A 14,318-nucleotide genomic window follows, 5' to 3' on the forward strand; every position below is an offset into this window, starting at 1 on the left:
GAATATCTATTTTTGAAAAGAATGATAGCATTATTTTTTATGAAATTTTCCTATTTGCATGATTACCTAATTTTTATGTACAATAAAGGAAAGAGAGTTTCTTAGACAGGAAGAGGAAAGTCATGACCAAGTCATTAGTAAATTTACGAATTGATTTTGCTTTTAAGCAATTATTTGGGACAAGTGGTAGTGAGGATATTCTTATCACATTTTTAAATGCCATGCTAAAGGATTCATTAGAATCACCTATTATATCACTACAATTAGAGGATCCACATTTACATCGAGAACACGAGGATGATAAATTATCAATTTTAGATGTCTCAGCCACATTAGACACAGGTACTAAAGTAAACGTAGAAATTCAGTTGAATAATAATCACGACATGATTAAACGAAGTTTGTATTACTGGGGTAAATTATATACTTCACAGTTACAAAAAGGGATGCCTTACAGCTCTCTTAGTAAAACAATTACTATTAATTTGTTAAACTTCGTACTTTTTCCCGAATATGAGGAATTTCATACAACGGGAAAGCTATGGAATGTACAACAGCAAAAGCAGTTTAGTGATGATATAGAGATTCATGTTATAGAGCTTCCTAAATTAATGGAACAATGGCGGGAAGAGAAGGTTAATCCGTGGGAAGATTCATTTGTTCGTTGGCTGTTATTACTTCCGGCAAATGAAGATGAACACTTAACTCAAACATTGGAGGACATTGCGATGAATCAAGATCCGATTTTACAAAAAGCAATGAATAAGTGGGAGCGAATGAGTCAAGATTCGACATTCCGACAAGCCTATGAAGCGAGGGAAAAAACCCTAATGGATGAAGCTGCAAAATTTGCTCACGCAGAGGAGCAAGGAATCAAAAAAGGTATTGAAGAAGGGAAAAAAGCCGAGCGTATACAATTGGTATGTGGTATGTATAAAAACGGAATGTCTGTAGAGGATATTGCGAAATTTACGAAGTTACCTATAGAAGAAATAAGAGAAATTATTCAATTATAAATAAAAAAGAACACCTACAGCATTTGTAGGTGTTCTTTTTTATAATCAATAATGCCCATAATTATTAGTTGATGTATCATCAGGAAAATAAGAATTTACAACATTAAATATTTTTTAAAGAACTATACATGGATGCTACCTTAAATACATGCTCTATATTCCATCATAATATTGTTAATAATTGTTTTGACGGGCAAAATCTCTTTAACTTCATTTACTCGTGCACCTGCGAAAACAAGACCATTTTCACAATCACCATCCATAGAGGTTATCAAAGAATCTAGCGTGCAGAAACGATAAGAACAGTTTTTTAAGCAATTTATACAATTTTTTATTTTTATCTTTTTATTATCAGCTATTAATTTAGTGAAGTTATTCTTAACCGCACGACCTTGGAGACCGACAGTTGTTTTGACTAATATAGTATCTTCTAATCGAGCATTTATATATTTTTCTTTAAAGGAAAGTGGTGCGTCACACTCATTACTTGCGACGAATCTTGTACCCATTTGTACACCAGATGCACCCAATTTTAAGGCATGAGCAATATCTTTTCCAGTCATAATCCCTCCAGCAGCAATGACGGGAATTTCGACCGCTGCAACTACTTCCGGTAATATATCGAATAAAGGTCGCTCGGTACCCAGATGTCCTCCTGCTTCATGCCCCTCTACTACAACAGCGGCCGCACCCAATCGTTCAGATAATTTAGCGAGTTTGGCTGAGGAAACTATTGAAATAACTGGTATGCCGGCATTTTTCCCCCAAGTATACATATCTCGTGAAATGCCAGCACCAGATATGATGAAATCAACTTTTTCCTCAATGGCTGCTTTCATTTTTTCAGCAAAATCATTCATTGCAAAAAGGACATTTACTCCAATATAACCAGTATTCCGAATCTTTTCTTTCGCCTTCCTAATATGCATTCTCATTTCATCTATGGAAATACCAGTTCCTGATATAATCCCAATTCCTCCAGCATTTGCAACTGCAGATGCAAGTTTACTTAATGAAATGCCTACGCCCATTCCTCCCTGTAGAATTGGGACCTTTGGCATCATATGCCCGATTTTTAATTGTGGAAAGTTCAAGTAAATACCCCATTTCATTAATGTTATTAGAGTAGATCTGTTAAACCCCCTCAGTTTAACACAGTGTTTGGAACAAACACAGGAAATTAATACCTACTACTAGTAGTTTGTGATGTTTTTTGTTGATTTTCACAAAATGTTCGAATAGTACGCTATAAAATTTAGAATTATATCAAATGTATATTTAGGCTTTTGGATAAAAAAACAACGAAATTTGGATTTTCTAATGAAAAAAGTCTTTAAAGAATAGATTTTTTAAAAATGAAGTGGGATGTAATCATTAATTATTTTGAGTGGGAATATGAACAGATCTTAATAGAAATTTATATCTTTTTTAATAAATGCAATTTTTGTATTTTAAGTGTTAAATAATTAATAGTTATAAAGGGAAAAACCTGTGTTTTTAGCAATCTACACGATTGGATTAAAAACAATAGGATGCACAGCACATTCTAGAAGTTTTAAATATCAATATTCCAAAAATCTTGATAATCAATATGTTTATCAGATTTTTTTAGTATTCTAATGATCTTTGTTGCAGATGTTAAAGTGGGAATACGATCCTTTTTATTTGCTAAATCACTTATCAGAGATTTACTTAATCCAGTTTTTTGTACTAGCCATTGTTGTTTAATTCCTCTGTAATCTAAATACTCACCAAATGGAGTTCTTTTTTTGCCTAGGCCAAACATAAAGAATCCCTCCTAATTAAGAATAGCGTATAAATAGCTTGTACAATTTTCCATAAATTTAAACTTTTGTCCATAAATATGGAATTATACTTTAGAACAAAGCATAGAATAATATAAGTAAAATGAAAAAATATGGAATAATTTCGAGGAATCTAGCATTCATAGTAATAGCTACAAGTTGCTGATACACTATCCTAATGGCAACTTGTTGCAAAAGGTATTACTAAAATAAAAAAATCTGAAACTCCTTATGCCAGAAGGGGCTTCAGATTTTTTCTTTTGTAGGTCTTTGATTTGTAGATACGTATTTTATAGATTAGGATGCATAATATGGCGAATGAGTAGAATGAACCATCCACCTATATAGTTTGTTCGACCTTGGCAATAAGCATATAGCTCTGTTTTAGATATGATGAAAGGAAATATTAGTGAAAAATGTGAAATTAACGGATCAAATAAAGGACGTTTAAAAATTTCGCTACCTTTCGGTGATTTTTTATTTGTGCTTACTGTGGGGACTAGATGTATCGGCGGTGATAAATGTGAAGAAGCAGAAAAATGTCCACATTGTTATTCCATGCAAGAGGCTTATTTTCCAGCTATATTTTCTTATTCTGTACTGTGGTTATAAATAGAAGGCGTTATCCCATGTTTGTATTCATTTCTCTAATTAATTAAGTTGGTGACTAAATTTATTCTATTAGTATTTCGTTTGTCCTCATTCACCATTAAATGGACTGACTCCTTAACAATGTTCAAAATAAATTAAGTATTTTAACTTGTGTTCCAGTTTTTCTTACTCATTTTAACGAAACACCACATATACACTCCAGATAAGCCCTAATATCTCTAGATAAACTCCAGATAAGCTCCATATAGACTCTAGATAACCTATATAAAATACAAATTATCAAGGAGGTAAGGAAAAATGAACTTTATGAAACGAGCAATTCTCAGTATGAAAAAAAGAGTCGGGACATCGTTAATTTTGATGGCGGTCTTTCTGATTGTTACAAACTTAGTGCTGGCAGGATTCGCAATCCAAAATGCATCAAAAAAAGCTGCAGATTCAGCAAGAAAAAAACTGGGTGCTGATGTTACTTTAGGTCTTGATTTTGATAAATTAGGAAAACAAGCAAGGGAAACTGGAGAAATGCCTAATCCGCCGCAGCTCAATACAAAAGAAACAGATCAATTAGCGAAGTCCAAGCATGTAAAAGACTATAATTATATAACCAGTAATTTCGGAATCGCAGATGGATTTAAATTAGTAGGAGCTTCAGAAGGAGAAGGAGAAGGAAAAGGAAATGCTAGAATGGCAACGGTGGGAGGATCAGGTTCAGGTTCAGACATAGATATGAATTCTTCTCTTATGATAGAAGGGGTTCGCAAGAGTTTATTACAAGAAAGCTTTAAAAATGGAAAAAGTAAAATCGTTGATGGAAAACCAATTACAGAACAGATGAAAGATCAGAATGTAGTTTTAATGGAAAAACGATTAGCAGAACAAAACAATTTGAAAGTAGGAGATAAGGTTAAAGTTCAATCAGGGGATAAGAAGGAAACTCTTGAAGTTGAAATTATCGGTATTTACGAAACGAATGAGCAACCAATGGGTCAGCAGGCCCCTCCTATGATGAATCCAGCTAATAAACTATATATGCCTTACTCTACTTTAAAAAAATTAGAAGTAGATGAAGGTATGAGTATTATTCAAGTTGTGTACTTATTGAACGATCCACAATACATTGATGCATTTAAAAAAGAAGCAAAAAAATCTGATATTGATTTTAATTATTTTAAGTTAGATGCACATGATTCATTGTACAAACAAATGATTGGTCCTATCGAAAATATTTCTTCTACTTCTCAAATGATTATCTATATGGTATCTATTGCAGGTGCGATTATCTTAGGATTAATCATTATGTTATCGATTAAAGCACGTCGTAAGGAAATGGGGATTTTATTGTCCATTGGAGAAAAAAAATGGAAACTGATGGCGCAGTTCGTAGTAGAAGTAGTATGTATTGCTATTTTAGCATTTGGATTATCCCTAACAACAGGAGCTAAAGTTTCTCAATTCGTAGGAGATAAATTACTTTCGAGTGAAATTGCTACAGCAGACGAAGAAACAGACACCTCTCAAAATGGAACTGTAATGGTGGCTGGACCAGGTGGTACTGTACAGAATCAAAAAGAGGATCCAATTGATAAAATTAATGTAAGTGTAGCAGGAGAAGACGTAGGGAAAATGGGGGGGATTGGACTAGCTATTGCTATATTAGCAACTATTTTGCCAGCATTATCTATTCTACGATTAAATCCAAAACAAATCCTTTTAAAAGATGAATAAGGAGGCTCAATATGGAGACGATTTTACAATTTAAAAACTTAGATTATTATTATGAAAGTAACGGAAAAAAAGTAAAGATACTAGATAATGTTAATTTTTCTTTTCAAAAAGGGCATTTCTACACGATTTTAGGGCCATCTGGATCTGGTAAAACCACCACGCTTAGCTTAGGTTGTGGGCTTGATATACCTAAAAATGGTTATGTACTTTATAATGGCAAGGATATTCGAAAAATTGGTTTGGATCAATACCGTAATCAAAATGTATCCGTAATTTTCCAATCCTATAATTTAATTACCTATATGACTGCCATTCAGAATGTACTAACGGCAATGGAAATTACAGGTGTAAAGGTAAAAAATAAAAAAGCAAGAGCATTAGAATTATTAGAGAAGGTAGGACTCACAGAAGTAGAAGCGAAACGAAATGTCTTACAACTAAGCGGCGGACAACAACAACGTGTAGCAATTGCTCGAGCGCTATCTTGTAATGTCGATTTACTGATTGCTGATGAGCCAACAGGAAATCTTGATGAAGAAACAGCAAATGACATTATTGATTTGTTCCAGGAGCTCGCTCATCAAGAAAATAAATGTGTAATTGTTGTAACGCATTCACAGGAAGTTGCAAAAAAGTCGGATCGAGCTGTTTATTTAAGTCAGAAAAAATTAGCAGTAAAAGATGCACCTAGCATCTAAAAAACAAATACCACGACTAGGAGAGTGTGTAGGGTATGGAAATCGTGAAAATGATAAATAACTAGTTAATTATTTTCCGGAAAAATATATGATTAATTTAAAAAGGAATGGACATAAAAATCTCCATTCCTTTTTAGATAGATAATTTAATCCTTATTTAACAGCCTCTTTTAGAGCTTTTCCAGCTTTAAATGCAGGTACTTTTCCTCCTGGGATATGCATTTCTTCGCCCGATTGGGGATTGCGCCCAGTACGTGCAGAACGCTTACGTACTTCAAATGTACCAAATCCAATTAACTGTACGGATTCCTCTTTTTGAAGGGATTGCGTAATTTGATCTAGGATAGCTTGTACAGATGCGGTAGCCTCTTTTTTAGTAAGTGATGTTTTCTCAGATACTTGGTTAATTAGTTCTGTTTTATTCATTATGAACCTCCATTAAATAATATTTGTTAATTTTATAGTATAGTATGTTTTCAAGAAAGGGCAACTTCTATATAAATATAATATTAAAAAGTTGAAGATACTCTTACAGTTTTGTATGGGGGGATTAGGGAATCTATACTATATAAATAGTTGAATAGGGGAAATTGTATTGTAGAGAAGATAAAGGATACCCATTTGCAAAACTTTAAACTAGAAATAAAAGTTAATTAATTGAAATAGTATCACATAACTATAAATTTAAGGGAAAATAGACCCAGACGAAAAAATTCACACCTTTTCATTAAAAGTGTGTGAATTTCTTGTTTGTAATGCTTAAAATTGTAAAGTTAGTGATTAAACGTCGGAAATTAAGTCATATATTAGACTTCTTAGGAATACTAAAAATATATGGCATAAAGATTAAAAAGAAACCCAATATCACCATCAAAGAATTTAATGAAAATAAAGAAGAGTTGTTAGTCAAAGATGATCCAAAAATAATTACAAAAGTTATACCAGTTCCACGCAAAATAGATTTAAAAGAAACAGAATTTGTCATCATTTCAAATGATTTCACTTGCAAATTTTCAATTGATTTAGCTATTTTGGTTTTCATGTTTAATCCTTCTTTCTAAAAAATAAGCTATATACTATATTCATTGTATTCCTGGGTGTTTTTAAATTCAAATTTTTAAGGAATTCAATTTTGTGTGAAAAATTAGTAGGTATTAGGAAGCAAGTTAAATTGCTTTATATGTAGGAGGGAACCGAAAGATATCTATATCTTCTTTAAGATAATGATTTAGTTTTATAGAAAAAGAAGAACGCTTTCTCTTAAACTGGATCCCTCTAATTTCGGCTTGATAGTAATAGGATTTTCTCTTTAATTTAGTGAAGAAATATAAATTTTCTTGTGTGAAAAGAAGCGAGCTTGATATAATCAATAAAATTAGCCGATTGTGCTTGTAAATAAAAATAGCATGATAGCAATTGATAAAAACAGGTATATTATATAGATTGTCAGCAACATATATCATCCCTTTCTATTGATATATGTATCATACAAACATAATCTGTAGTATATATGGAGTTTATGGGTAGTTATTGTAATGATTATTATAACAATCTTTTAGTTGTGAAAAAGAATGGGAGAATCAACCATTGCTTATTCATTTTACATCGTGATTTCTGGTAAACAGGATGTGTTTTACTATTAGTTTTTCTATGCTATAAGTATCATTAAGATACGATAGTTACTGCTCATTGGTCGTAAGTGGTTATTTGAAATCAAGAATGAACGCCTTTGCTATAAATCAATTATATATACAGAAAGGTGATATAATTATGTACTGATATGAAAGTAACGGGGAACCAGACTAAGAAATGTTATTTTCTATATAAGGTATTTCTATAAATAAAGTTGACATGAATTAATTAACAAAATGAAATGAAATTGTAGTTATAGGCCTTTTATTTTTAGGGCAGTCAGCGGTTTGTTAATTTGTATTCTAACTATTTTTATAAAATATAAACATTTTAATCTAAATATGAATTGTTTCCAGAAATAAAAAAGAATCTAGTGGAATTTCTAGATTCTTTTTTATTTTATAATCCTAAAGATATGTAACATGAAATTTTTGCAAGTTCGCTGGATTCATGTGTTTCCTTTAATATGGCATACTTGGAGAGAATGCTATTTTGATACATAAGGTAATTAAATTTCTTAAGGCGACGGAAGGTTAAAATAAACCTTCAAAAAAATTAATTGGTGATAGCATATATTTTTACTGTAAACGGGTGATTAGCACCACTTGGATTTGCGATATAGTATTTAGAATTTGTATCTGCTGCAGTCCTGGACTCATTTGAAATATTGCTCCAATTAACACGATCTAGACCCAGAGAAACATCGACCATAATATTGAAAGAGATACTGTCAGAAGTCTCTCCCTGGGTAGGTTCAATAATCCATTTTAAGCCCATTGTCCCTGGGGGTAAATTATTTATACTAAAGTTTTGGCTGGATCGGTTCTTTTCTCCAGACAATGGCTTAGGGTCAGAAGAAATTTGGGAGATAAATATTTCTTTTTCATTAACGTTTATCCCATTTAATTTAATGATACTATCTATTAAACCTGGCCCTGGAAAATCAGCTGCAATGATACCAGAATGTTTGATCCCACCTTGTAGTATGAAATCTGTCCCCATTGTATTCATTCCACCATAAAATACTTGGCCATTTGTATCACGAGGGAAGTCTTTCCATTCATTTGTTGTGTTTTTTTGAATTAACTGTGGGTTACTACCAGTATCTCGATTTTCTTTTCCACTTGCAACAAACCAAGGATAATAACTATTCCATAATGCTGTAGCGCCACCCGTACCACTAAAATGGTTGAGATAGATATGACTATTGTTAGTATCTTTATTTGCCTTTAGAAGGTGGTTTTTTACTGCATTCCATTTTTCATACATTCCATCTGGTCCAGCGCTAACTTCAAAATTATCTTGGATATTTAATGATTCATAATTAATACCGTATTCTTGAGATGACGCGAAGTTTTGTAGTATTACAATTTTTCCGCGGATATCTCCTAACTTAGGGTTATTTCTTTCTGAAAATGGAACAGAATTAGGTTCCCAAAAGTAGGACACATTACGGTCTTTATAACTTTTAAATATCTCCTCGAATGACTGTGAGCCGTTCTCTGGATCAGTTTCCTCTTTTAAGCGCATTAAAATTGTTTCATGAGGGTTGTCTCTTAAAAATTGGATTGTTTCTTTTAATACATCTTCAAACATTGCTTTTTGATTTACAATACCATGCTGCATGGCAAAAGAATTTTTCACACGTTTCACACGCATGTCTACATAACGTATCCCTGCATTGAATTGCTGAGACAGGGGCATTGTTTGATTTCTTGTCAAATTCTCATCAATAAAACTTGCTCCATGTAAAGCCATTGAACCATGAGTACCTGGAATAGATAATTCGCTTATTCTTTTTGCATCTTCTAACTTTGACATCCATGTTGGATTTCGATAACCTAAATCAGGCTCATAGGAATAACCTGGGTGTCTATCAGCAAATACTATTGAAGTTGTACATAAACTCGCTAGTGTAAAACAAGTAAGAATCCCGAATTTTAAGTGTTTTTTCATCTTTATTTTTTTCATTATATCTCTCCTGATTTTAAATAGATTAGCCGTATATAATAATTTAGGAATTTTCATCATATTAATAAAGTCTAGCATAGGAATAACAGAGTTTATTAATTGAAAAATTTTATTTGTATAAATAAGGACAAATTTTCAATAGATACCAAAAGGTTTGTAAAGTTAAAAAGAAAGTAAGGCAAATAAGATAATATATTAGCTATCATATGAGTTACTATTGTCATTTACCTTAAAATATTTTGTTAGCTTTAAAATTTAGAGAGGGATATTCTCATTTAGATTTACTCAAAAGCCATCGTGCACTGGGAACATAAGTTTAGAAATGTAATCATACAGGGGTGGGAAGGTCAAAATAATCATGTGCAAGTTTAGTAAAATGAAATAATCCACATGTAAAATGATGAAAAAGTATATTATCATACTTCATGTACTTTATCAGACATACAATTTAAATCTACTTTATACAAAGAAAACAGAAGTCTTAAACTAGACGTCTGTTTTCCGAAGTACAATGAATTGCTGAAATTAGTAAGATCTACATGATTCTTAATTTTAATTAACATAGATTTTTATTTGTTAAGAACTTATGTGGCAAAATTATATGCATTCCATATCTGAGATCAAAAGACTTTTGGGGAGAGTCTCACTTGTATTAATGCATTAAAGTTAGAAATAGATTTGTTACATATAATATCATTTTAGAAAAACTTACGAATAATACTTCTCTGTAATCCTAAATAATGCCTATAAGCTTATTTCTCATTAAAGCTTAAACTAACTGCAGTAGCAATAGATTGTCCTGCATGTTCCCAACTACCATCGATAACTTTTCCAAGTTGTTGACCGAGTGAATTTAAATCATTTGGATTAACGGGAATTCCGTTATATGCAGCAAGAATTGATAAAAGTGGAGCTACAATTGGTGTCCAGCCCCCTCTATCAATATGGAACTCGAACCCCGTTACCTCACCATCTTTTTTTGTGAATTTATAGTAAAGTTGATCATCTGGACGGAAGCTTAAATGATGAGAAATTTGTCCGTATACATCTTTACCAGCTGCACCTCGATCCACAACTTCAATTTCTTTTACATTAAATTCATGCTCAAATACTTTTATTTTTTTTACTTCGGGACCATGTAATGCAGCATGAACAGCCGTTTCTAGATTACTTTGTGCAAACGGTTGAATACTAACTTGTGATTCCTGTTGTTGGATAGGAGCAACTGTCTCAGCAGCAAATACTGATGTTGTAGGTAATGCACCTGTAGCTAATGTTGCAGCCAGAGCAGTTGCTGTAATGATTTTCTTTTTCATAATTTTACTTCCTCCTTTTTAATGTATGATAATAAACTATAAATTACTGACAGATAAATTATTTCTATACATATATAGAAAAACATTATTGTGGGTAATGGAAGTTAGACTGACAGATAATTTATATGATAATAGTATCAATATGCATTTGATTTCTCAATTTTCAGTCAATGTATTCAATACTAACCAATTTTAAGTAAGTTTTAGAAGGTAAATCTCTAATAGCAATCTACAAACATAGCAATATTAGAGTGAAAATGAAATGATAATCATAAAATATTCTATTAATATCAAAAAAATATAAAAAATTTCACATATATTTTTATTTTTTATATTACTTTATTATAAAGTATAGAAATTTAAATGTTTATGTAAATTAAAAATGAAGAATATTAAAATAATCGTTAAAATTAACGAAATGTTCAAGGTTTCAATCTCAAAATATGAATATTAGTTATATAATTATTTTAAGGGGATAATTCACCCTTCCTCTAATGTTGTTGTTTACAAGTTTATAGTTCCAATGTGTTGAAGCTACGATAAAAAGAATTTGTAATTATATATTACAAGTTCTTTTTGTTTCGATTTTTTTGATAGATACCTTAACTAGTTATGTTTTTCATATTTTATTAAGAGACGGTAGAATTCTATCGGAAGTATATATACATTATCGTAAAATAAATAGTAATTTGTATATAACTAAGTGATTCTTAATCGTATTCTAATAACAAAAGGAAAGACCAACTAAAAATATAGTTGGTCTTTCCTTTAAGTTGGTGTAAAAACAAATAAATAAAAGATAGGTGAGAATTAATGCTGCTAAGCAGTATTGATTCTGAATTAACTATAACACACTTCCTAAGAAGTAGTTGTGTCGGTTGATTGAACATTCATCCTTCCTTTTTTATCAAATAAATATATAAAATACATCACTTAATTGATAAGGGATGCATTTTAATCGAGACATAGATCAATGCTCTAGTTTAGAAAGTAAATAACGAAATGTTTGAAGTGACAGATACCTGCTAACATTGATGTATCTACCAGCTTTCTTAGCAGGCTTTGTCAGTAGTTCCTACGCTGAGAACTGAAGTATCTTGTGCGTTGACGTAACTTTGATAAGTGTGGGATGATAAAACATATTTTTTAAAATGTCCCTTAAACTAATTATAAATCTTTTTTTGCATATATCTTCAGTGAAATTATCATTGATATAATGCTAATAACTATTGAAATGAGACAAGGCATCCATGCCATAATAATTGATGGGAATGGAAGAGGGAGTGTAAAATTCAGATGGCTCAACTGAATTTCTTTTATAAGAGTAGGAGCTACAAAAGGTGTCAAAAAGACAACAATAAAAGAAATCATTCTTGTTTTATCAAAACCAAATTTAAATTGGAAAGGGAGTAGTATTCCAAACAAAATACTAACAACTAAGAATGTTATTCCGAGAGCGTTTATACTAAGATTCTCGATACCAGATGGTATAATAATTGAAGTTATCATTCGAATAATTGAGGCACAAAGAAAAACTACCAATAGAAAGAGATATTTTGCTTTTACAAAGGCACTTCTAGTATATGGTGTTGCACAAAGTAGAGTTGCTCCTTTGTATTGGTCTTCGAACTTGGATATTGTACCAAACAAAATATGTTCCATAAAAACTACTGTTAAAAGAAAAGCAATAAGCCCACCATCGTTAAGTTTTAATTGAGTAGAAAGATAGATTGGTGCAATGGCTGCAAAAACGAGTAAAATAGAAAAATATTTTTTGACTAACATTATGTCTTTTACAACAAGATTAATAAGCATATGTATTTCCTCCAATATAAGAAAGCATTATATCTTCTATAGTTGGTCTTTCCATCAAAACACCAGGCATAAGCCGGCACACATCATCTATTTTATGAGTAATCCCTTCAAATCCATATTTAGTTTGACTCAAATTCAAAAAGAGTTTTTCTGTTTGATTATTAATCAATTGATTATCACCTTTTACTAATGCATGTGTTTCCACTAGTGCATCTTTTTCTTCATCAATTAATATTTGACCATCATCTATCAAAATAATCATGTCTGCTATTTTATCTAGATCTGAGGTAATATGAGTAGAAAAAAAGACACTCTTTCCTGGTTCTTTCATAAAATCTAGAAGTATGTCTATTAGTTCACTTCGAACCAATGGATCAAGTCCACTTGTGGGTTCATCCATTATTAATAGATCTGCGTGGTGGGATAAAGCTAGAGCAACTGCAAATTTCATTCGCATTCCTTTGGAGAGGGTAGAAATTTTTTGTCCTAGATTTAAATTAAATCGTTTAATATACTTAAAAAAAACATGCTCATCCCATTCAGTATAGGAAGGGGCGATTACATTCTTCATTTCTTTTAATGTTAATTCATCGTAAAAGTACCCTTCGTCTAACACGACACCAATTTTATTTTTGGATTTTCGTTCATGTTTATCTATATCCTTTTCTAAAAAATTAATTTTACCCGAATCTTTGAGTACGAGCCCGAGGATAGCTTTAATAGTAGTAGTTTTCCCAGAACCATTAGTACCAATAAAACCAGTTATACAGTCCTGGTTAAGTGAAAATGTCACGTCTTTTAATGAAAAATTCTCATAAGCTTTGTTTAGATTCTTCACTTCTAACACTGCATTCATTCTTCATTTTCCTCCTTTAAGATTAAATCTAACATCGAATAGAGTTCCTCATTATGGATTCCAATACTTCGAGCCATTTTGCACACTTCTGTCAATTTTACTTCAACCATATGACGCTTAGATTCCATTAATAATTCCAAGTTTGTAGATGCTACATAAGTACCTTTTCCAACCCTGGTAACGATAAAACCTTCGGATTCTAGTTCCGCATAAACTCTTTTTGTAGTTAACATACTTACATGTAAATCATTAGCCAATACACGGATTGATGGTAATTGTTCACCTTCCGTCAATTCATTATTAAATATAGAATCTTTAATTTGTTCCTTTATTTGTTGATATAAAGGTTGATTTGATGCATTATTTAAAATAATTTTCATTTAAATACCTCTCCATCGACAAGTGTAACTGTCTATGATACACACTATACACACCATACACAGTTAAGATTATAAGTTATTGAAAATGGTTTAACAAGTTATCTTGTTATAAAGTTCACAAAATTTTCATTTTAGAAAAATCTATAACGAAATCCTCATATAAATTTCTTAATATAATGCTAAAATCTTAAGTTTTAGATACTGGGGCAGAGGAGCTTAAATGGTGGAATTATATTAATGACCTGTAAGACATATGAAAAGGAGTAATAAATATGTAAAAATAGGGGGGAAGGATAGATAAAAACAAGCTATTGCTTCATTGCTGAAGTTGATAGCTTGTTTATCAAGTTCATCAAGTTCATCTAGTTCATCTATAAAATTTTGTTTTTTTGCTATTTTTTAAAATAATACTAGTGAATATTCCAAGAATGAAAGGAATTGAGAAATAGAGATAAGAAAATTGATGTGTAAAATAAAAGAGATGAAATAAGA

Annotated in this window: 12 protein-coding genes; 4 read left to right on the forward strand and 8 right to left on the reverse strand. The window is 31.3% G+C overall.

Features of this window, described 5'->3' with window-relative positions; all coding sequences use genetic code 11:
* The first annotated feature begins 122 nt into the window (after positions 1-122).
* Complete coding sequence (locus DN400_RS18495; protein ID WP_147801807.1) at positions 123-1,016, forward strand: Rpn family recombination-promoting nuclease/putative transposase; 894 nt, start codon at positions 123-125, stop codon at positions 1,014-1,016.
* 140 nt (positions 1,017-1,156) lie between these two features.
* On the opposite strand, the gene DN400_RS18500 is transcribed toward DN400_RS18495, so the two are convergent.
* Positions 1,157-2,128: an NAD(P)H-dependent flavin oxidoreductase gene (locus tag DN400_RS18500; RefSeq protein WP_147801808.1), complete on the reverse strand. Its 972-nt coding sequence runs from the start codon at positions 2,126-2,128 to the stop codon at positions 1,157-1,159.
* A 443-nt stretch (positions 2,129-2,571) separates the two neighbouring features.
* Entirely contained in the window at positions 2,572-2,802 is a 231-nt protein-coding gene (locus DN400_RS18505; protein ID WP_097853778.1) for a helix-turn-helix domain-containing protein, read from the reverse strand.
* A 928-nt stretch (positions 2,803-3,730) separates the two neighbouring features.
* On the opposite strand from DN400_RS18505, the gene DN400_RS18515 reads away from it, so the two are divergent.
* Together DN400_RS18515 and DN400_RS18520 are read left to right on the forward strand one after the other, a co-directional pair.
* The gene (locus tag DN400_RS18515) at positions 3,731-5,158 is read left to right on the forward strand and encodes an ABC transporter permease (RefSeq protein ID WP_097853780.1); all 1,428 of its coding nucleotides are present in this window, start codon (positions 3,731-3,733) and stop codon (positions 5,156-5,158) included.
* An 11-nt stretch (positions 5,159-5,169) separates the two neighbouring features.
* On the forward strand, positions 5,170-5,856 hold the full coding sequence (locus DN400_RS18520; protein WP_097946875.1) for an ABC transporter ATP-binding protein: 687 nt from the start codon (positions 5,170-5,172) through the stop codon (positions 5,854-5,856).
* A 153-nt stretch (positions 5,857-6,009) separates the two neighbouring features.
* Here the strand turns inward: DN400_RS18520 and DN400_RS18525 are convergent, their stop codons facing one another.
* Entirely contained in the window at positions 6,010-6,282 is a 273-nt protein-coding gene (locus tag DN400_RS18525) for an HU family DNA-binding protein (RefSeq protein WP_147801810.1), read from the reverse strand.
* A 320-nt stretch (positions 6,283-6,602) separates the two neighbouring features.
* Between DN400_RS18525 and DN400_RS29580 the strand changes: the two genes are divergently transcribed.
* Entirely contained in the window at positions 6,603-6,917 is a 315-nt protein-coding gene (locus DN400_RS29580) for a hypothetical protein (protein ID WP_179953509.1), read from the forward strand.
* A 1,126-nt stretch (positions 6,918-8,043) separates the two neighbouring features.
* Here the strand turns inward: DN400_RS29580 and DN400_RS18535 are convergent.
* From DN400_RS18535 to DN400_RS18555, 5 genes are all read right to left on the reverse strand, one after another.
* A complete protein-coding gene (locus tag DN400_RS18535; RefSeq protein WP_147801812.1) occupies positions 8,044-9,459 on the reverse strand; it encodes a phosphatidylinositol-specific phospholipase C in 1,416 nt (471 codons plus the stop codon).
* A gap of 752 nt (positions 9,460-10,211) precedes the next feature.
* Positions 10,212-10,775: a methyltransferase gene (locus DN400_RS18540; RefSeq protein ID WP_147801813.1), complete on the reverse strand. Its 564-nt coding sequence runs from the start codon at positions 10,773-10,775 to the stop codon at positions 10,212-10,214.
* Positions 10,776-11,942: 1,167 nt separating this feature from the next.
* On the reverse strand, positions 11,943-12,590 hold the full coding sequence (locus DN400_RS18545) for an ABC-2 transporter permease (RefSeq protein ID WP_097946496.1): 648 nt from the start codon (positions 12,588-12,590) through the stop codon (positions 11,943-11,945).
* Positions 12,580-13,446, reverse strand: a complete 867-nt coding sequence (locus tag DN400_RS18550) for an ABC transporter ATP-binding protein (protein WP_147801814.1) — start codon at positions 13,444-13,446, stop codon at positions 12,580-12,582. The genes DN400_RS18545 and DN400_RS18550 overlap by 11 nt, the downstream gene beginning before the upstream one ends.
* The gene (locus DN400_RS18555; RefSeq protein ID WP_000691660.1) at positions 13,443-13,826 is read right to left on the reverse strand and encodes a GntR family transcriptional regulator; all 384 of its coding nucleotides are present in this window, start codon (positions 13,824-13,826) and stop codon (positions 13,443-13,445) included. Before DN400_RS18555 ends, DN400_RS18550 begins: the two co-directional genes overlap by 4 nt.
* Positions 13,827-14,318 lie beyond the last annotated feature (492 nt).

The sequence above is a fragment of the Bacillus sp. AR8-1 genome (assembly GCF_008042345.1).
In the GTDB taxonomy this organism is placed as follows: Bacteria; Bacillota; Bacilli; order Bacillales; family Bacillaceae_G; genus Bacillus_A; species Bacillus_A cereus.